The following is an 18,643-nucleotide window of genomic DNA, read 5'->3' on the forward strand; positions in this document are numbered from 1 at the left end:
CCTGAACCCGCTGTCGGGCGGCGGCCTGCGCGGTCTGTTCTCCACCCACCCGGCCACCGAGGAGCGGGTGGCCCGTCTGCTCGAGATGGCCCGCCGCGGCGGCGTGTACCGCTGAGGCGGGGGCGGGGGGGGGCTCAAGTCCGGGCGCAGGCGGCCGATACCGTCGGGAACGGTCCCTGCGTTCCCCTGCCATGCGTACCCTGATTGCCCTGATGCTGTGGATGCCCGGCCTGCTCATGCTGGCGGGCTGCGACCAGCTCGGCATCGAGTCGGCGCAGGCCGTGGCCGAGCGCCGCGAAGCCGAGGGACGCGCCCTGGGCGGGGCCTGCCGCCATGCCGGGCGGGCCATCGAGGACTGCTACACCCTGAACCCCAAGGCCGACAAGGCGGCCATCTTCGCCGGCTGGCGCGAGATGAACGACTACATGGCCGAGAACAAGCTCACCGAAGTGCCGCCTCAGGTGCTCAACCCGCGTCACGCCCGGCTGCTGAACCCGGCCGACGGCGAGGCGGCCGAGCGCTGATCGGCGCACCTGTCGCTTGAATGTCAGCGGCGCTTTGCGGCATGCTGGGGCACGTTCCGGAGTGTCCATGGCCCGCCCTCATGCCCATCCCACCCGCCCACAGGACGAGTTCGCGCAATGGTGCGTGGAACTGCTGCAGACGCTGGGCCCGTGCACGGCGCGCCGCATGTTCGGCGGCCACGGTCTGTTCCTGGACGGCCTGATGGTGGGTCTGATCGCCGACGAGCGCCTGTACCTCAAGGCCGATGCCCAAGCCCGTGCCGCCTGGCAGGCCGCCGGCAGCGAACCTTTCGTCTACGAAGGGGGCGGCCGGCGGGTCGAGATGAGTTACTGGAGTGCCCCGCCCGAGGCCATGGACGGCCCGGCGCAGATGGCGCCCTGGGCGCGGCTGGCGCTGGAGGCGGCGCTGCGCTCGCGGGCCCAGGCGGCCAGCCGCCCCAGGACGCGGGCCGCCGCGTCGGCGCCGAAGGCCAAGGCGGCCCAGACGTCGCGCCCCCGCCGCGGCTGAGCCAGCGGCTGCCAGTGCAGCTGGGCACATCCCTGCGGGTGCCAGGTCTCGACGACGACCTCCTGCCCGGCCTCCAGCCACAAGCGCTCGCCCGGCGAGAGCACCCAGTCGGGCCCGCCTCCGGTGTGGGTGATCCACACCGTGGCGCCGCGCACCTGCAGGTGCCCGGCGGCCGGTGCACGCCAGCGCGCCGCCCGCGCGGCGGGGCCCAGGGCCGTGGATTGGTGCGTGGCTTGCATGAGTGCGTGAACCATGATGAACTCCGGCTGTGGCGTGTCTGTGCTGCAAGATTAGGTGGATCGGTGCAGCCGGTCCAATGAGAAGCCCGTCTCGGATTGATGCAGGATCATCATGAATAAGCTGCGCCACCGGCCGCTCGCCGTGGGGGCCTTGCGGGCCTTCGAGGCGGTCGCCCGCCATCTCAACTTCCGCGCCGCGGCCGAAGAGCTGTTCCTCACCCAGCCGGCCATCAGCCGGCAGATCCGGGGGCTGGAGGACGAGCTCGGGGCGGCGCTGTTCGTGCGCGGCACCCGCCATGTCGAGCTGACCAGCGCGGGCACGGCCTTGCTGCGCTCGGTCGTGCCGCTGCTGGACCGCCTGGATGCGACGGTGCGCCAGATCCGCCAGTCGCGGGGTCGGCGGGTCGTGGGCGTGACCACCTTCGCCTCCTTTGCCTCGCTGTGGCTCATCCCGCGGCTGGAGGCCTTCCAGCGCGAGCACCCGGACATCGACATCCGGGTCAGCGCCAGCGACAGCATGGTCGAGCCCGACGGCGACGAGATCGACGTGGCGCTGCGCTACTGCCCGCCGCAGCGCGGCACCGAGGGCTGGGTGCGGCTGTTCGGCGAGGTGATGACCCCGGTGGTCAGCCCTTGGCTGCTCGAGCGGGCCCGCAGCGGTCAGGGGCCCGGCCTGCAGCGGCCGGCCGACCTGGCCCGGCACACACTGCTGGAGGAATTCGACAACCGCCTCGATGTCGAGCACATGAGCTGGCGGCATTGGCTCGCCCGCCATGGCCTGGGCGAACTGGAGCCTAAGCGCTGGCTCTATTTCAACTACACCTTCCAGCAGGTGCAGGCGGCGCTCACCGGCCAGGGGGTGGCGCTGGCGCGGTTGCCGCTGGTGGCCGAGGCGCTGCGCACGGGCGAACTGGTCGAGCCCTTTGCCGACTGCGCCGAACGGCTCGACAGTGCCCATGCCTATTGGCTCATCGCGCCGGCTGCCGCCCGGCAGCGTCCCGAGGTGGCGCAGTTCTGCCGCTGGATCGAGGCGGAGGCCGCACGCACTCGTCAGGCGGTCGGCGAGGCGAGCGCCGGCGAGGCCGACTGAACCACCCGGCCGCCGCCCCCCCGTTCCTGTCAGGGGGCGAGCACCTCGTTCTCGGTGACCACGATCGTCAGCGGGTGGTCATGGGCCCGAGGCTCGAGGGCGACCTCGCTGCCGGCAAAGGCCACGCCCACGGCGGTCACGCCCGGGTGGGCGGCCAGCCAGCGGTCGAAGTAGCCGCCGCCATAGCCCAGCCGGTAGCCCTCGCGACTGTAGCCCACGCAGGGCACCAGCACCACGTCGGGCACGACCTCGGCGCCGGCGGTGCTGGGAATGCCGCATTCGTCGGCGAGGGCCGGGGGGCTGCGTCCGTCCCAGCGGTGGTAGACCATCGCGGGGGGGCTGCGGCGCGCAAAAGGCAAGGCCAGCCCCGGGGCGAGCGCGGGCATGTCGTCTCCCCATGCGGCCGGTGCGTTAAATTCGGACCGGACCGGCCAATACAGCCCCAGCACCTGCGGCTCCAGCACGGCGAGCACTTCTCGCAGGCGCCGTCCCAGGGCCTGATGGGCCGCCGGACCTGCAGGGGAGGCCACGAAGCGCTCGCGCGCTTCGAGCAGTTGCTGGCGCAACGTGGCCCGGTCGAGGGACCCCGACTCCGTGATCCAAGGCATCTGCTTGATGAGATTTCTTCCAAAGGACTTCGATTATCGGCGCGCCCTGTGCGTGCTGGCCGCCGCCGTGCTCACGGGCTGCGCCTGGACGCCCTCGAACGCACAGGGGGCGGCCGACCTGGCGGTGCAGGCGCGTGAGGCCCATGCGCGCAAGGACTCCGCCCGCCTGCAGGGCCTGCTGCGTTCGGCCCGTGCCCAGGACCACCCCCTGACCCCCTGGATCGACTACTGGGCGCTCAACCTGCGTCTGGGCGAGGCCAGCGCCGGCGAGCTGGCCGAGTTCTATGCCCGCTGGAGCGGCACCTACGTCGAGGACCGGCTGCGCAACGACTGGCTGCTCGAGCTGGGCCGCCGCGGCGACTGGGCGCAGATGGCCGCCGAGCTGCCGCATTTGCGCATGCGCGACGACCGCGAGCTCCACTGCTACGAACAGATCCTGCGCCACCGCGAGGGCCATCCGCGCGAAGCGCTGCGCGAAGCGGCCCGCGCGGCCTGGTATGCCCAGCGCGAGGCCGACGTGGGCTGCGCCACGATGGCTTCGCAACTCCATGCGGCCGGAGTGCTCACGGCCGACGATGTCTGGCGCAAGGCCCGTCTGGCCACCGACCAGAACCGCCCGCGGGCCGCGCGCCAGGCGCTGGAGCTGATCGGCGCCTCGGCCGTCATCAACTTCAACGAGCTCCTCGAGAACCCGGCCCGCTACGTGGTGCGCGCCGGCCGCACCGACCGGCGCGAGGCGGCCGAGCTGACCGCGCTGGCGCTGATCCGCCTGGGGGCCAACGACCCGGACCTGGCCGTCACCCAGATGCGCGACCGCTGGGCGGCCTGGCTGCCCGACGACCTGGCGTCCTGGGTGTGGGCCAGCATCGGCCGCCAGGCCGCCATCCGCCTGCAGCCCGAGGCGGCCGATCACTACCAGCGCGCGGCGCGCAAGGCCGACGAGCGCTCCTGGTCGGACGAGATGCTGGTATGGAAGGCCCGCGCCGCGCTGCGCGCCGGCCGCTGGCCGCAGGTGCTGCAGGCCATCGAGGCCCTGTCGGCGTCTGAGCAGCGCGATCCGGCCTGGATGTACTGGAAGGCCCGTGCCCTGCGCGAGCTGGCCCGCGAATCGGCCCAGGCCGAGACCTTGCGCGCCCAGGCCCACGCGCTGCTGGAGACGCTGGCCGGCCAGTATCACTTCTACGGCCAACTGGCGGCCGAGGCGCTGGACCGGCCGCATCCGCTGCCGTCCCCGCCGGCCCCGTTGACGGCCGAGGAACGTGCACGGGCGCAGGCCCACCCCGGGTTGCAGCGGGCGCTGCGGCTCATCGAGCTGGGCTTGCGCAGCGAGGGCGTGCGCGAGTGGAACTGGACCTTGAGCTTCGGCGGCCCAGGGCGCATGGGCGACCGCGACCTGCTGGCAGCCGCCCAACTGGCCTGCGACCGCGAGGTCTGGGACCGCTGCATCAACACCAGCGAGCGCACCCAGGCCGAGGTCAGCTTCGAGCAGCGTTTCCCGATGCCCTTTCGCCGCGAGGTGGTGCTCAAGGCGCGCGAGGTGGGCGTGGATCCGGCCGTGGTCTATGGGCTGATCCGCCAGGAGTCTCGCTTTATCCTGGATGCGCGCTCGCACGTCGGCGCCTCGGGGCTGATGCAGCTCATGCCGGCCACCGCGCGCTGGACGGCCCGCCAGATCGGCCTGAACTACCAGCCCTCGATGATCAACGACCGCGAGATCAACCTCCTGCTCGGGATGAGCTACCTCAAGCTCGTGATCGAGGACCAGGGCTCGCTGGCGCTGGGGGCGGCGGCCTACAACGCCGGACCGGGCCGCCCGCGACGCTGGCGCGAGGGGCCGGTGCTCGAGGCCGCCATCTGGATCGAGAACATCCCCTTCAACGAAACCCGGGACTACGTCAAGAAGGTCTTGGCCAATGCCACCTACTATGACGCGCTGCTGCACGGGCGAGCACCCCGGCTGCGCGACCGCCTGGAGCGCAGCATCGGGCCTCGGGCCCCCGATGCGCCGGCCGCCCGGGCCGATCTGCCCTGACTGCCATGTGGGTTCGACGCACCATGAACAAGATCCTCATCCTCGGCGGCACCGGCTTCGTCGGCCGCCACCTGTGCGAACGCCTGGTCGACCGCAACGGCGGTGGCGGCGGGCTCCTGCGTGTGCCCAGCCGCCGGCCGGCACGTGCCAAGCACATCCAGATGCTGCCCACCGTGGAGCTGGTCCAGGCCAATGTGCACGACCCGGTCCAATTGCGCCGTCTGGTGGCCGGTTGTGATGCGGTCATCAACCTCGTGGCCATCCTGCATGGCCGGGCGGCCGAGTTCGACCAGGTGCATGTGGCACTGCCGCGCCAGTTGGCCCAGGTGTGCGCCGAGCAGGGTGTGCGCCGGCTGCTGCATGTCAGCGCCCTGGGGGTGGGCGAGGGTTCGTCCTCGCACTACCTGCGCAGCAAGACCGAGGGCGAGGCGGTGCTGCGTGCGCAGCCCGGGCTGGAGCTCACGGTGCTGCGGCCTTCGGTGATCTTCGGGGCCGAGGACCGTTTCCTCAACCTTTTTGCCGCGCTGCAGCGCTGCTTCCCCGTGCTGCCGCTGGCGGGGGCTCAGGCCCGGTTCCAGCCGGTGTGGGTGGGCGATGTGGCCCAGGCCTTGGTCAACGCGCTGGACCGCCCCGACACGATCGGTCAGACCTACGAATGCGCCGGGCCTCAGGTCTACACCCTGGCCGAGCTGGTGCGCCTGGCCGGCGAGCTGTCGGGCCACCCCCGGCCCATCGTGCCGCTGCCCGAGGTGCTGGGCCGGCTGCAGGCCCTGGCGCTGGAGTGCCTGCCGGGCGAACCCCTGATGAGCCGCGACAACATCGCGTCGATGCGCGTGCCCAACGTGGCCAGCGGCCGCCTGCCGGGCCTGCAGGCCCTGGGCATCACCCCGGTGGACCTGCCTTCGGTGGCGGCCGGCTATCTGGGCGGACGTGAGCCGCGCAGCCGCTACCAGCAGTTCCGCGCCTTCGCGCGCCGCGGCTGACCCTCGGCGTGCGGCATCCATCCGATGCAAGGATTGCATTGGCGCCGCGGGCCAGGCGGCCCTAGCATGCAGGGCGGACCGTGGAGGCCCTCATGCTGCAACTCGTCATCGGCAACAAGAACTACTCGTCCTGGTCTCTGCGCGGCTGGCTGATGCTTGCGCACTTCGGCATTCCTTTCGAGGAAGTCAAGCTGCGGCTGAGCTTGGCCGAGGGTTCCGAGTTCAAGCAGCGCCTGGCCGCGCTCACCCCCACCGGGCAGGTGCCGGTGCTGGTCGATGGCGATCTGGCGGTCTGGGACACCCTGGCCATTGCCGAGTATCTGGCCGAGACCCATCCCGAGCGGCGCATGTGGCCTGCCGAGCGCCGTCAGCGGGCCCGGGCCCGCAGCCTGTGCGCCGAGATGCATGCGGGCTTTTCGGCCCTGCGCAGCCACTGCCCGATGAACCTCGAGGCCGAGCTGTCGGCCGTGGGCGCCGAGCTGATGCGCACCCGAGCCGAGGTCGTGCGCGACCTGCAGCGCATCGTGCAGATGTGGACCGGCCAGTTCCAGGCCCATGGCGGCCCGTACCTCTTCGGGGACGAGGTGACGATCCCCGATCTCTACTTCGCCCCGGTGTGCACCCGCATCCGCACCTACGGCCTGCCCGTGCCGCCGGCGGTGTCGGCCTACATCGAACGCATCGATGCCCTGCCGGCCATGCAGGCCTGGGTGGCCGAGGCCTTGGCCGAGCAGGATTTCCTCGACTTCGACGAGCCGTACCGCAAGAGCCGCGCCGGCTGAACCCGGCCCGCTACACTTGCCGGCCATGAAGGTCTACATGGTCGGAGGCGCCGTGCGGGACCGGCTGCTCGGCCTGCCGGTCAGCGACCGCGACTGGGTGGTGGTGGGCGCCACCCCCGAGGCCATGATCGCCGCGGGCTTCACGCCCGTGGGGCGCGATTTCCCGGTCTTCCTGCATCCCCAGACGCACGAGGAATACGCGCTGGCGCGCACCGAGCGCAAGACCGGCCGCGGCTACCACGGCTTTTCGTTCCACACCGCCCCGGATGTGACGCTGGAGCAGGATCTCCAGCGCCGCGACCTGACGATCAATGCCATCGCCGAGGACGAGGACGGCCGCCTGATCGACCCCTTCGGCGGCGTGCGCGATCTGCAAGACCAGGTGCTGCGCCATGTCTCGCCCGCTTTCGCCGAGGACCCGGTGCGCATCCTGCGCGTGGCGCGCTTTGCGGCCCGCTTCACCGGGTTCAGTGTGGCCGCCGAGACCTTGGTGCTGATGCGCCGGATGGTCGAGCACGGCGAGGCCGACCATCTGGTGCCCGAGCGGGTGTGGCAGGAGCTCTCGCGCGGGCTGATGGAGAACAAGCCCTCGCGTATGTTCGAGGTGCTGCGCCAGTGCGGGGCGCTGGCGCGCATCTTGCCCGAGGTGGACCGTCTGTGGGGCGTGCCCCAGCGCGCCGAATACCACCCCGAGGTGGACACCGGCATGCACCTGATGCTGGTGCTGGACATGGCCGCACGGCTGAAGGCCCCGCTGCCGGTGCGCTTTGCCTGCCTGATGCACGACCTGGGCAAGGGCACCACGCCGCCGGAGCTGCTGCCGCGCCACATCGGGCACGAGCAGCGTAGCGTGGGCCTGCTGCGTGAGGTCTGCCAGCGCTTGCGCGTGCCCACTGAATGCCGGGAGATGGCCGAAGTGGTGGCACGCGAACACGGGCACGTCCACCGCGCCGGCGAGCTGGGCGCGGCCGCCCTGGTGCGCCTGCTCGAGCGCTGCGACGCTTTCCGCAAGCCCGAGCGCTTCGACGGGATCGTGCTGGCCTGCGAATGCGATGCCCGCGGCCGGCTGGGCCTGGGTGAGCAGGACTACCCCCAGGGCGACCTGTTGCGCCACGCGCTGCGCGCCGCCCAGGGGGTGGACACCGGCGAGATCGCCCGGCAGGCCCAGGCCCGCGGCCTGAGCGGGTCGCGCATCGCCGGGCTCATCCACGACTCCCGGGTGCGTGCGGTGGCCCAGGCCCTCTGAGGCCCGGGCGTGAGTGCCGCCGGCAGGGGGGGGGGCGATACCCGAGTCGCCGCCGGGGCTGGCGCTGCGGTACGATCATGATGGCTTTGGCCGCGCGGTGGGCCCGATGCAGGGGGTGTGCGATGAGGATGGCGCAGGTGATCCGGCGGCACGGCTTTCGCAAGTGGTATGAGCGCGAACTCATCCAGAGCCACCTCCACCTCGTGTTGCTGCTGCTGGCCACGCTGGGCCTGCTGGGCAGCGCCGAGGCCTACGAGCGCGGCGCGCCTGCGCTGGAGCAGGTGTGGATCGGGCTGTGCGCCGCCGCCAGTGCGGTGATCGGGCTGTGGGCCCTGAGGCGTTACCTCTATTTGCTGATGCATGCCGAGCAGGTGGCCCACCAGGCCCAGTGCCCGGCCTGCCAGACCTATGCCCGCTGGACCCTGGTCGACGAGGACGAGGGCCGCCAGCGCCTGCAGGTGCAATGCCGCCAGTGCAGCCACCGCTGGCACATCGACTGCTGAGTGCCCCGCCCGACCGGGCTCACGAGGAGGCCAGCACGCGCCGAAGCTGGATCGCCTCGGCCAGGTGGGCCACAGCGAGGGTGTCGGCGCCGGCCAGGTCGGCGATGCTGCGGGCGAGCTTGAGCACCCGGTGCAGGCTGCGGGCCGACCAGCCCAGCCGGGCGGCGGCGGCTTGCAGGAAGTGCTGGGCGCCGTCGTCGAGCCGGCAGTGCGCATCGATCTGCGCCCCCTGGAGCTGGGCGTTCGCGCAGCCCTGGCGGGCCATCTGGCGTTGCCGGGCCCGGGCCACGCGCTCGGCCACCGCGGCGCTGGGCTCGCCCTCGGGCAGGCGCAGCAGCTCCTCGTGCGGCACGCTGGCCACTTCCACCTGGATGTCGATGCGATCCAGCAGCGGCCCGCTGAGCCGGCCCTGGTAACGCGCCACGGCCTCGGGGCTGCAGCGGCAGGGCCGCACGCGCGAGCCCAGGTAGCCGCAGGGGCAGGGGTTCATCGCGGCGACGAGCTGGAAGCGTGCCGGGAACTCGGCCTGCCGGGCTGCGCGCGAGATGGTGATCTGGCCGGTCTCCAGCGGTTCGCGCAGGACTTCCAGCGCCGCGCGCGGGAACTCGGGCAACTCGTCGAGGAAGAGCACGCCCTGATGGGCCAGTGAAATCTCCCCCGGCCGCGGTGGCGAGCCGCCGCCGGCCAGGGCCACTGGCGAGGCGCTGTGATGAGGTGTGCGCAGCACGCGCTGGCGCCAGCGCGAGGGATCGAAGGCGCCCACCAGGCTGAGCACCGCGGCCGATTCCAGCGCCGCCTCGGTGTCCAGCGGCGGCAGCAGGCCGGGCAAGCGCTGGGCGAGCATGGACTTGCCGGTGCCCGGCGGGCCCACCATCAGCACGCTGTGGCCACCGGCCGCAGCGATCTCCAGCGCCCGTTTCGGACCGGCCTGACCCTTGACCTCGCGCAGGTCAGGGCCGGCGGCGGCCTCGGCCTGTGGCCGTTCGCACACCCGCACCCAGCCGGGTGGGGCCGGGCCGTCCGCGGTGGGCGGCTGCAGCGACTGCACCACGTCCAGCAGGTGCCGTGCACCGTAGACGGTGGTGCCTTCGACCAGCGAGGCCTCGCGGGCGCTGTCCAGCGGCAGCACCATCGCGCGCGCGCTCCCCTGGCGGCGCAGCGCCAGGCTCATCGCCAGGGCGCCGCGCACGGCCCGCAGATCGCCGGCCAGCGACAGCTCACCGGCGAATTCATAGCCGTCCAGGGCCGCGGCGGGGATCTGGCCCTGCGCGGCCAGGATGCCCAGCGCAATGGGCAGATCGAAGCGGCCGGATTCCTTGGGCAGGTCGGCCGGCGCCAAGTTGACGGTGATGCGCTTGTTGTGGGGGAAATCCAGCCCGCTGTTGAGCAGCGCGGCGCGTACGCGCTCACGGGCTTCCTTGACTTCGGTGTCGGCCAGACCCACCAGCGTGAAGCTGGGCAGGCCGTTGGCCAGGTGCACCTCGACGGTGACGGGCGGCGCCTGCAAGGCAGCCAGCGCCCGGCTGTGGATCACGGCCAGTGACATGGAAGGAGATCCTCCTGAACATCATTCTTCTGAAGGACGCGCCCGGGGCGCTCCAGCCCGCATTGTGCCGTTCGCGCCCGCGACGGCTCCCGGCCCGGGCCCCCATGGGCATGGGGATGCGCACAGGTCTGGTGCATCGACCTGGGGTGCACCGCAGGCGTGCGCCGTCCGGGCGATAGGGGAGCGCGATGCGCTGTCATGGGGCGGCCCGGCCCGGCCTTGCGGTGGCACGCTTCCTGCTGACCTGCGCTCGGAACCCGTTCTTCATCCCACCAGGAGTCACGTCCATGTCCCGCAAAACCCTGCTCGCGCTCGCCCTGGCCTCCTCCGTGCTCGCCGCTCCGGCGATGGCCGAGGGCGTGGCCACCAACTTCAGCCTGACCACCAACTACAAGTTCCGCGGCCAGGACCAGACCGACAACAAGCCGGCCGTCCAGGGCGGCTTCGACTACAGCCTGGGCGGCTTTTATGTCGGCAACTGGAACTCGAGCATCAGCTTTGCCAACGGCATCGAGATGGATGTCTACGGCGGCTACAAGGGGGAGGTGGCCGGCCTGGGCTATGACGTGGGGGTGCTGCAGTACGTCTACCCCGGCCTGTCCGATGCCAACACCACCGAGATCTACGGTGGCCTGAGCTACGGCGCGTTCGCGTTCAAGTACTCGCACACCGTCTCCGACGAGTACTTCGCCGTGCCCGACAGCCGCAACACCGGCTACTTCGCGCTGTCGGCCAATGTGCCGGTGATCGACAAGCTCACGCTCAACGCCGCGCTGGGCTACACGCTGTGGGCCAGCGATGCCGCGCCGCCCGACTACTACGACTACAAGCTGGGCGCCACCTACGACCTGGGCTCGGGCTTCTCGCTGGGCGGCCACGTGGTGGGCGCCAACAAGAAGAACTTCTACGGCGACATCAACAAGGCCCGTTTCATCCTCACGTTGACCAAGGCCATGTGAACCGCGGGTGCCCGGTCGGGAGCGGGCACCGTCCATTCCACTTTCAAAAGGAGCAAGCCATGAAGATGGTGACTGCCATCGTCAAGCCCTTCAAGCTGGACGAAGTGCGTGAAGCCCTCAGCGCCATCGGGGTGCAAGGCATCACGGTGACCGAGGTCAAGGGCTTCGGCCGCCAGAAGGGTCACACCGAGCTGTACCGCGGGGCGGAGTACGTCGTCGACTTCCTGCCCAAGGTGAAGATCGAGGCGGCGGTGGACGATGCCATCGTCGACCGCGTCATCGAGGCCATCGAAGGCGCGGCCCGCACCGGCAAGATCGGTGACGGGAAGATCTTCGTGTCCGCCCTCGAGCAGGTGGTGCGCATCCGCACCGGCGAGACGGGCAAGGACGCCCTGTGACCCTTCCGACCCAGAGAGACAACCCATGAAGAAACTGCTTGCCATCCTGGCGTTCGGTCTGTCGGCCCTCGGGGTCGTGGACGTCGCCCTCGCGCAGGACGCCGCCGCCTCGGCGCCTGCGGTCACCGAAGCGGCCGCGCCGGCCGCCGCCCCCGCCGCACCGGCGCCGGCCCCCGCCGAAGCCGCCCCGACGCCCACCGTGAACAAGGGCGACGTGGCCTGGATGCTGACGGCGACCATGCTGGTCATCCTGATGACCATCCCCGGCCTGGCGCTGTTCTACGGCGGCCTGGTGCGCGCCAAGAACATGCTGTCGGTGCTGATGCAGGTCTTCGCGATCTTTTCGCTGGTCACGGTGCTGTGGGTGATCTACGGCTACAGCCTGGCCTTCGGCGGTGGCGGCGCGTTCATCGGCACGCTGGACAAGGTCTTCCTGATGGGAGTGACGCAGGAGTCCTTGGCCGACACCTTCTCTCCCGATGCCAAGCTGCCCGAGTACGTGTTCATTGCCTTCCAGAGCACGTTTGCCGCCATCACCTGCGCGCTGATCGTCGGGGCCTTTGCCGAGCGCATCAAGTTCTCGGCGGTGCTGCTGTTCACGGTGCTGTGGTTCACCTTCAGCTACCTGCCCATCGCCCACATGGTGTGGTACTCGGAGGGTCTACTGTTCAAGGACGGCGCGCTGGACTTCGCCGGCGGCACCGTGGTGCACATCAACGCCGGTGTGGCCGCGCTGGTGGGCGCTTACATGGTGGGCAAGCGCATCGGCTTTGGCAAGGAGGCCATGCCCCCGCATTCGCTGACGCTGACCATGGTGGGCGCCTCGCTGCTGTGGGTGGGCTGGTTCGGCTTCAACGCCGGTTCCGCGCTGGAAGCCAATGCCAACGCCTCGCTGGCCTTCATCAACACCATCGTGGCCACCGGTGCGGCCACCCTGGCCTGGTGCATCGGTGAAGGCTTGGCCAAGGGCAAGGCGTCGATGCTGGGCGCCGCCTCGGGCGCGGTGTCGGGGCTGGTGGCCATCACCCCGGCCGCCGGTCTGGTGGGCCCGATGGGCGCCATCGTCCTGGGCCTGATCGCCGGCTTCGTGTGCCTGTGGGGCGTGAACGGCCTCAAGCGCATGCTGGGCGCCGACGACGCGCTGGACGTGTTCGGCGTGCATGGCGTGGGCGGCATCGTGGGGGCCTTGCTGACCGGCGTGTTTACCGCCCCCGGCCTGGGCGGCACCGGCGCCGAGGACTTCTCGATCGCCTCGCAGGTGTGGATCCAGGCCAAAGGCGTGCTGCTGACCATCGTCTGGTCGGGCGTGGTGGCGATCATTGCCTACAAGATCGTCGATCTCGTCATCGGCCTGCGCGTGCCCGAAGAGGAGGAGCGCGAGGGCCTGGACATCGCCTCGCACGGCGAGACGGCCTACAGCAAGTAAGCGACTGCTCGCGCCCAGGGCGCCAGCCATCCAGGGCCTCCTGCGGGAGGCCCTTTTTCTTGCGTCCGGCCTCTTGCAGCGCAGCAGGTCCGTCCCCAATTCCCTAGAATCCCCAGTCCGGCCCTCGGGCATTTCACGCACAGGCACCGCGCGCATGGTCCCCCATCTCATCACGGCCCTCACCGGCCCGATCAACGAGCTCGAGCAACGCATCCTGGAGTCCATGCCGGCCATCGAGCGATGGTTCCGCCTTGAGTGGATGGAGCACACGCCTCCGTTCTACACCTCGGTGGACGTGCGCAATGCCGGCTTCAAGCTGGCGCCGGTGGACACCAATCTCTTCCCGGCCGGATGGAACAACCTCACCGAGGAAATGCTGCCGCTGGCCGTGCAGGCGGCCATGGCGGCGATCGAGAAGATCTGTCCCGAGGCCAAGAACCTGCTGCTGCTGCCGGAGAAGCACACCCGCAACACGTTTTACCTGATGGCTGTGAAGCGGCTGATGCAGATCTTCACCCAGGCCGGCTTGAACGTGCGCCTGGGCACGTTGGACGAGGAGATCAAGGAGCCCACGACGCTCAACCTGCCCGACGGCAGCACCCTGACGTTGGAGCCGCTGCTGCGCACCAAGCGTCGCCTGGGCCTGAAGGACTTCGACCCCTGCACCATCCTGCTCAACAACGACCTCTCGGCCGGACTGCCGCCGGTGCTCGAAGGCCTGCACGAGCAGTACCTGCTGCCGCCGCTGCACGCGGGCTGGGCGGTGCGGCGCAAGTCCAACCACTTCAACGCCTACGAGGAAGTGGCCAAGAAGTTCGCCAAGCTGCTGGGCATGGATCCCTGGCTGATCAACCCGATGTACGCCCAGTGCGGCAAGGTCAACTTCCACGAGGGCGATGGCCTGGACTGCCTGCAAAGCCACGCCGATGCGCTGCTGGGCAAAATCCGTCGCAAGTACAAGGAGTACGGCATCCAGGAAAAGCCTTTCCTGATCGTGAAGGCCGATGCCGGCACCTATGGCATGGGTATCATGACGGTGCGCGACGCCAAGGATTTGACCGAGCTGAACCGCAAGACGCGCAACAAGATGAGCGTCATCAAGGACGGCCAGTCGGTCAGCGAAGTGCTCATCCAGGAAGGCGTGCCCACCTACGAGCGCATCAACGAGGCCGTGGCCGAGCCGGTGGTCTACATGATCGACCGCTATGTGGTGGGCGGCTTCTACCGTGTACACGCCGAACGCGGCATCGATGAGAACCTGAACTCGCCCGGGGCCAGCTTCGTCCCGCTGGCTTTTGCCGAATCGTCCCACCTGCCGCGTCCGGGCGAGAAGCCCGGCGCCAGCGCGCCCAACCGCTTCTACATGTACGGCGTGATCGCACGGCTGGCGATGCTGGCGGCGAGCTACGAGCTGGAAGCGACTGATCCGAACGCCGAGACCTACGACTGAACGCGCCTGCCGGGGCGAGTCGTTGCTGCATCGCAACAAGCCCCGGTGACGATGCGCGGGTGGCGGCGCACAATCCGCGTCCTGTCCCTGCGTCCGGCAAGCGCCTGTGTCGTCCCCTTCCTCCCCTTCTGCGCCGGTTCCGCTGGCGGCCCTGACCCTGGGCGCCATCGGCGTGGTCTATGGCGACATCGGCACCAGCCCGCTGTACGCCCTCAAGGAGGCGTTCACTCACGGGCAGCTTGCCGTCACGCCCGGCAACGTGCTGGGCATCCTCTCGCTGATGTTCTGGACGATCACCGTGATCGTCTCGCTGAAGTACGTGACGCTGATCCTGCGGGCCGACAACCATGGCGAAGGCGGCCTGGTGGCGCTGCTGGCGCTGGCCTCGCAGGCGGTGAAGGACCGGCCCGTGCTGCGCCGGCGCCTGCTGCTGCTGGGCATTTTCGGCACGGCCATCTTCTTCGGCGACGGCGTCATCACGCCGGCGATTTCGGTGCTGTCGGCCGTCGAAGGTCTGGAGGTGGTCGCTCCCGGGCTGCATCCCTACGTCGTGCCGGTGACCGTGGTGGTGCTCACCGCGCTGTTCGCGGTGCAGCGGCATGGCACCGCCGCGGTGGGGCGCTGGTTCGGGCCCGTCACGGTGCTGTGGTTCCTGGTGCTGGCGGGGATGGGCGTGATGCACGTGGCGGCGCACCCGGCGGTGCTCCAGGCCCTGAGCCCGCACCATGCGCTGGCCTTCGTGCTGCACCATCCGGGGGTTGCCTTCGTGGCGCTGGGGGCCATCGTGCTGTGCGTGACCGGCGCCGAGGCGCTGTATGCCGACATGGGCCATTTCGGCCGGCGGCCCATCCGGCTGGCCTGGTTCGGCCTGGTGATGCCATCGCTTGTGATCAACTACTTCGGGCAGGGGGCGCTGCTGCTCACCCAGCCCGAGCATGTGAGCAACCCCTTCTATGGCATGGCGCCGCGCTGGGCCCTGCCGCCGCTGATCGTGCTGGCCACCTGTGCCACGGTCATCGCCTCGCAGGCTTTGATCTCGGCGGCCTTCTCGGTCACCAAGCAGGTGGTGCAGCTGGGCTATCTGCCACGGCTGCGCATCTTGCACACCTCAGCGCGTGCGGCCGGCCAGATCTACGTGCCCGCGGTCAACTGGGGCCTGTACCTGTTCATCGTGGCAGCCGTCATCGGCTTTGGTTCCAGCAGCGAGCTGGCGGCGGCCTATGGCATCGCGGTGACGATCGACATGCTCATCACCACGGTGATGACCTTCTTCGTGATCCGCTACGCCTGGCGCTATCCCTGGTGGCTGTGCGTGGGGGCCACGGCGTTGTTCTTTGCGGTCGACACCCTGTTCTTCGCGGCCACCGTGGCCAAGCTGTTCGACGGCGGCTGGTTCCCGGTGGTGATCGGCCTCGTGATGTTCACGCTGATGACCACCTGGCAGCGGGGCCGCTCGCTGCTGGGGCAGCGGCTGCGCAGCGAGGCCATCGAGCTGCCGGCCTTCCTGGAGGCCGTCTTTGCCAGCCCGCCCACGCGCGTGGAGGGCACGGCCGTGTTCCTCAGCGCCGAGACGGGGGTCACGCCCAATGCCTTGCTGCACAACCTCAAGCACAACAAGGTGCTGCACGAGACCAACCTGTTCGTGACGGTGCGCCATCATGAGGTGCCCTGGATCGGCTTCGACCGGCGCGTGGACGTGCAGCCGCTGGGGCACAACTGCTGGCAGGTGGTACTGCACTTCGGCTTCAAGAACGAGCCGGACGTGCCCGAGGCGCTGGCGCTGCTCAAGCCGATGGGCGTGCAGATCGACGAGATGAACACCAGCTACTTCCTGTCGCGCGAGATCGTGGTGCCTTCGCTGAGGTCGGGCATGGCCGGCTGGCGCGACAAGCTTTTTGCCAGCCTGCACCGCAACGCCTCGGCCGCGGCCGACTTCCTGCATCTGCCGGCCAACCGTGTCGTCGAGCTGGGCGCCAAGGTCGCGCTCTGACGCCCCGCGGCGCGGGCAGGTAGGCTTGCGGCGTTCGTCGTCTCCAACCCAGTGTCCCATGCGAGTCCTGCAAGATCTGTCCCTGTCGGCCACGGTGGCTGGTTTCGTCGCAGTGCTGGTGGGGTTCACCAGTTCGGTGGCCCTGGTGTTCCAGGCCGCTTCGGCGCTGGGCGCCACACCGGCGCAGACCACCTCCTGGATCTGGGCCCTGGGTCTGGGCATGGGCGCCACCAGCATCGTGCTGTCTTTGCGCTTTCGCCAGCCGGTGCTCACGGCCTGGTCCACGCCGGGCGCCGCCGTGCTGGCCACCGCGGCCACCGCCAACGGCGTGGGCATGGCCGAGGCCACCGGGGCCTTTATCGCCTGCGCGCTGCTGATCACGCTGTCGGGTGCCACGGGCCTGTTTGCGCGGGTGATGAACCGCATCCCCGGGGCGATTGCCTCGGCCCTGCTGGCCGGGGTGCTGGCGCGCTTTGGCATGGAGGCCTTCCTGGCGCTGCAGTCGCAGTTCGGCCTGGTGCTGGCCATGCTCGTGGCCTACCTGCTCGGACGGCGCGGGTGGCCGCGCTATGCGGTGCCCGGCGTGCTGGTCGTGGGTATCGTGGGAGCGTCGGCGCTGGGCGAGCTGCGCTGGTCGGCGGTGCAGTGGTCGCTGGCCTGGCCGGTGTGGACCACGCCGCAGTTCACGCTCGCCGGCTTCATCGGCGTGGCCCTGCCGCTGTTCGTGGTGACCATGGCCTCGCAGAACCTGCCCGGGGTGGCGGCCCTGCGCGCGGCGGGCTATGACACGCCGGTGTCGCCGCTGATCACTTGGACAGGTCTGGCCACGCTGGTGCTCGCGCCCTTCGGGGCCTATGCGTTGAACCTGGCGGCCATCACCGCGGCGATCTGCATGAGCCCCGAGGCCCATGCCGATCCGCGTCGCCGCTACATGGCCGCGGTGGCGGCCGGGGTGTTCTACCTCCTGGTGGGCCTGGTCGGCGGCGCGGTGGTCGGGCTGCTGGCGGCCTTCCCGAAGGAGCTCGTGCTGGCCGTCGCCGGCCTGGCCCTGCTGGGCACCATCGGCACGGGACTGGCCGCGGCCCTGAAGGACGAACGCCACCGCGAGGCCGCGCTGATCACCTTCCTGGTCACCCTGTCGGGCCTGACGCTGTGGGGCGTGGGCTCTGCCTTCTGGGGGGTGGTGGCGGGTCTGCTGGCCCTGCTGGTGTCTCGTGCGGCGATCCGGCGCTAGCGCACGAAGCGCCCGCCGTCGGCCACCTGGACCAGCTCGACGAAGCGCGAGCCGGTCAGGCCGTCGATCGTGTAGTCGATGTCCATGCCGCCCACGCGCCACTTCATGGCCTGCAGCACGGCATGCAGGCGGGGGCGTGTGGGGTTCGGCCCGGCCCGGCGAAGGGCCTCGATCATCACCCGCGCGTTGAGGTAGCCCTCGAAGGTGTAGTAGTCGAGCGGCAGCTTGGCGGCCTGCGCCAGCTTCTGGTACTCGCGCACATCGGGCTCCACCACGCCCCAGGGATAGGGCACCACCTGTGCGATGGCCAGGCCGCGTGCGCGCTCACCGGCCACCTTGGCGGTGAGGGTGCCCGAGACGATGGACATGCCATAGAAGCTGGGCTTGCTGCCGGCGTCCCACATCGCCTTGATCAAGGTACCGGGCAGGGTCCCGCCGAGGTACATGACCACGGCTTGCGGCTGCTGCGCCGCCAGCTGGCCTGCACCGGCGGCCACGTTGCTCGCATCGCCGGCAAAGGCGGCGCTGGCCACCGGCTTGCCGCCCTGCGCCGCCATGGCCGCCGTCACGGCGTCGAGCGCTTCCTTGCCGCCCGGGTTGTCCAGGTAGGCCACGGCGATCCGGGTGATGCCGATGGTGGTGAGGTGCTGGACGAGCGCCTGCGCCTCGCGGCCCGTGCCGGCCCGGATGAAGTAGGCGCTCCCGCGCACCCGCTCGCGTGCGGCATCGGCCACGGCATAGCCCCCCACGGCGGGGGCCCCGCTCTCCTTGAGCACGGAGGCGGCCGCCGCCGTGGTGCCCGAACCGACACAGCCGAAGAAGGCCAGGGCGCCGTGCTCGTCGAGCAGACGACGGTAGTTGCTCACCGCGAGGTCGGGCTTGAGCTCGTCGTCCAGCGACACCAGCCGGATGCGACGCCCGGCCACGCCGCCCTGCGCATTGACATGGTCGAACGCGAGCCGGGCACCGTTCAGCAGGGAGACGATGGGCCCACCCAGCGGGCCGGTCAGGATGCCGGTCTGCCCGAGCACGAGTTCGTTCGAACTCTGAACCATTTCCCGACCAGTCTGTGCATGGACGGAAGCACCAAAAGCGCTGGATGCTGCGAATGTGAGGAGGGTTCTG

17 protein-coding genes and 2 pseudogenes are annotated in these 18,643 nt (G+C 70.3%); 15 read left to right on the forward strand and 4 right to left on the reverse strand.

What is annotated here, in order from left to right; genetic code table 11:
- From ACK42S_RS04220 to ACK42S_RS04230, 3 genes and pseudogenes are all read left to right on the forward strand, one after another.
- A pseudogene (locus tag ACK42S_RS04220) lies at positions 1-115 on the forward strand (protease HtpX); the annotation flags it as partial.
- Between the two features lie 76 nt (positions 116-191).
- Positions 192-524, forward strand: a complete 333-nt coding sequence (locus tag ACK42S_RS04225; RefSeq protein ID WP_409703798.1) for a hypothetical protein — start codon at positions 192-194, stop codon at positions 522-524.
- Between the two features lie 67 nt (positions 525-591).
- Complete coding sequence (locus ACK42S_RS04230; protein WP_409703800.1) at positions 592-1,032, forward strand: TfoX/Sxy family protein; 441 nt, start codon at positions 592-594, stop codon at positions 1,030-1,032.
- Positions 1,033-1,085: 53 nt separating this feature from the next.
- Here the strand turns inward: ACK42S_RS04230 and ACK42S_RS04235 are convergent.
- Positions 1,086-1,286 (reverse strand): annotated as a pseudogene (locus tag ACK42S_RS04235) (DUF2917 domain-containing protein); the annotation flags it as partial.
- Between the two features lie 97 nt (positions 1,287-1,383).
- On the opposite strand from ACK42S_RS04235, the gene ACK42S_RS04240 reads away from it, so the two are divergent.
- A complete protein-coding gene (locus tag ACK42S_RS04240) occupies positions 1,384-2,361 on the forward strand; it encodes a LysR family transcriptional regulator (protein WP_409703803.1) in 978 nt (325 codons plus the stop codon).
- A gap of 29 nt (positions 2,362-2,390) precedes the next feature.
- On the opposite strand, the gene ACK42S_RS04245 is transcribed toward ACK42S_RS04240, so the two are convergent.
- Complete coding sequence (locus tag ACK42S_RS04245) at positions 2,391-2,969, reverse strand: 5-formyltetrahydrofolate cyclo-ligase (protein ID WP_409703806.1); 579 nt, start codon at positions 2,967-2,969, stop codon at positions 2,391-2,393.
- A gap of 7 nt (positions 2,970-2,976) precedes the next feature.
- Between ACK42S_RS04245 and ACK42S_RS04250 the strand changes: the two genes are divergently transcribed.
- The 5 genes from ACK42S_RS04250 to ACK42S_RS04270 all read left to right on the forward strand — a co-directional run bounded on the left by ACK42S_RS04250 (position 2,977) and on the right by ACK42S_RS04270 (position 8,515).
- On the forward strand, positions 2,977-5,001 hold the full coding sequence (locus ACK42S_RS04250) for a transglycosylase SLT domain-containing protein (RefSeq protein WP_409703809.1): 2,025 nt from the start codon (positions 2,977-2,979) through the stop codon (positions 4,999-5,001).
- Positions 5,002-5,024: 23 nt separating this feature from the next.
- Positions 5,025-5,984: a complex I NDUFA9 subunit family protein gene (locus ACK42S_RS04255; RefSeq protein ID WP_409703855.1), complete on the forward strand. Its 960-nt coding sequence runs from the start codon at positions 5,025-5,027 to the stop codon at positions 5,982-5,984.
- 92 nt (positions 5,985-6,076) lie between these two features.
- On the forward strand, positions 6,077-6,766 hold the full coding sequence (locus ACK42S_RS04260; protein WP_409703812.1) for a glutathione S-transferase family protein: 690 nt from the start codon (positions 6,077-6,079) through the stop codon (positions 6,764-6,766).
- 25 nt (positions 6,767-6,791) lie between these two features.
- Positions 6,792-8,012, forward strand: coding sequence for a multifunctional CCA addition/repair protein (locus tag ACK42S_RS04265; protein WP_409703815.1), 1,221 nt, complete (start codon positions 6,792-6,794; stop codon positions 8,010-8,012).
- Between the two features lie 122 nt (positions 8,013-8,134).
- Positions 8,135-8,515 (forward strand): MJ0042-type zinc finger domain-containing protein, encoded by a 381-nt coding sequence (locus ACK42S_RS04270; protein ID WP_409703818.1) that lies wholly within the window; start codon positions 8,135-8,137, stop codon positions 8,513-8,515.
- A gap of 19 nt (positions 8,516-8,534) precedes the next feature.
- Here ACK42S_RS04270 and ACK42S_RS04275 read toward each other — a convergent pair whose 3' ends face one another.
- Positions 8,535-10,061: a YifB family Mg chelatase-like AAA ATPase gene (locus tag ACK42S_RS04275; RefSeq protein ID WP_409703821.1), complete on the reverse strand. Its 1,527-nt coding sequence runs from the start codon at positions 10,059-10,061 to the stop codon at positions 8,535-8,537.
- Between the two features lie 287 nt (positions 10,062-10,348).
- Between ACK42S_RS04275 and ACK42S_RS04280 the strand changes: the two genes are divergently transcribed.
- The 6 genes from ACK42S_RS04280 (at position 10,349) to ACK42S_RS04305 (ending at position 17,518) form a co-directional block, all read left to right on the forward strand.
- On the forward strand, positions 10,349-11,020 hold the full coding sequence (locus ACK42S_RS04280; protein ID WP_409703824.1) for a TorF family putative porin: 672 nt from the start codon (positions 10,349-10,351) through the stop codon (positions 11,018-11,020).
- 59 nt (positions 11,021-11,079) lie between these two features.
- Complete coding sequence (locus ACK42S_RS04285) at positions 11,080-11,418, forward strand: P-II family nitrogen regulator (protein ID WP_104302146.1); 339 nt, start codon at positions 11,080-11,082, stop codon at positions 11,416-11,418.
- A 25-nt stretch (positions 11,419-11,443) separates the two neighbouring features.
- On the forward strand, positions 11,444-12,844 hold the full coding sequence (locus ACK42S_RS04290) for an ammonium transporter (protein WP_409703829.1): 1,401 nt from the start codon (positions 11,444-11,446) through the stop codon (positions 12,842-12,844).
- Between the two features lie 154 nt (positions 12,845-12,998).
- Positions 12,999-14,294 carry a glutamate--cysteine ligase gene (gene gshA, locus ACK42S_RS04295; protein WP_409661223.1) on the forward strand — a complete coding sequence of 432 codons (1,296 nt, stop codon included), beginning with the start codon at positions 12,999-13,001 and terminating at the stop codon, positions 14,292-14,294.
- 106 nt (positions 14,295-14,400) lie between these two features.
- Positions 14,401-16,284, forward strand: a complete 1,884-nt coding sequence (locus ACK42S_RS04300; protein ID WP_409703832.1) for a potassium transporter Kup — start codon at positions 14,401-14,403, stop codon at positions 16,282-16,284.
- Between the two features lie 58 nt (positions 16,285-16,342).
- Positions 16,343-17,518, forward strand: a complete 1,176-nt coding sequence (locus ACK42S_RS04305) for a benzoate/H(+) symporter BenE family transporter (RefSeq protein ID WP_409703835.1) — start codon at positions 16,343-16,345, stop codon at positions 17,516-17,518.
- On the opposite strand, the gene ACK42S_RS04310 is transcribed toward ACK42S_RS04305, so the two are convergent.
- A complete protein-coding gene (locus ACK42S_RS04310) occupies positions 17,515-18,573 on the reverse strand; it encodes an ABC transporter substrate-binding protein (protein WP_409703837.1) in 1,059 nt (352 codons plus the stop codon). The two genes, ACK42S_RS04305 and ACK42S_RS04310, sit on opposite strands and share 4 nt — an antisense overlap.
- Between the last annotated feature and the right edge of the window lie 70 nt (positions 18,574-18,643).

The sequence above is a fragment of the Caldimonas sp. genome (assembly GCF_046289365.1).
Classification (GTDB): domain Bacteria; phylum Pseudomonadota; class Gammaproteobacteria; order Burkholderiales; family Burkholderiaceae_C; genus Caldimonas.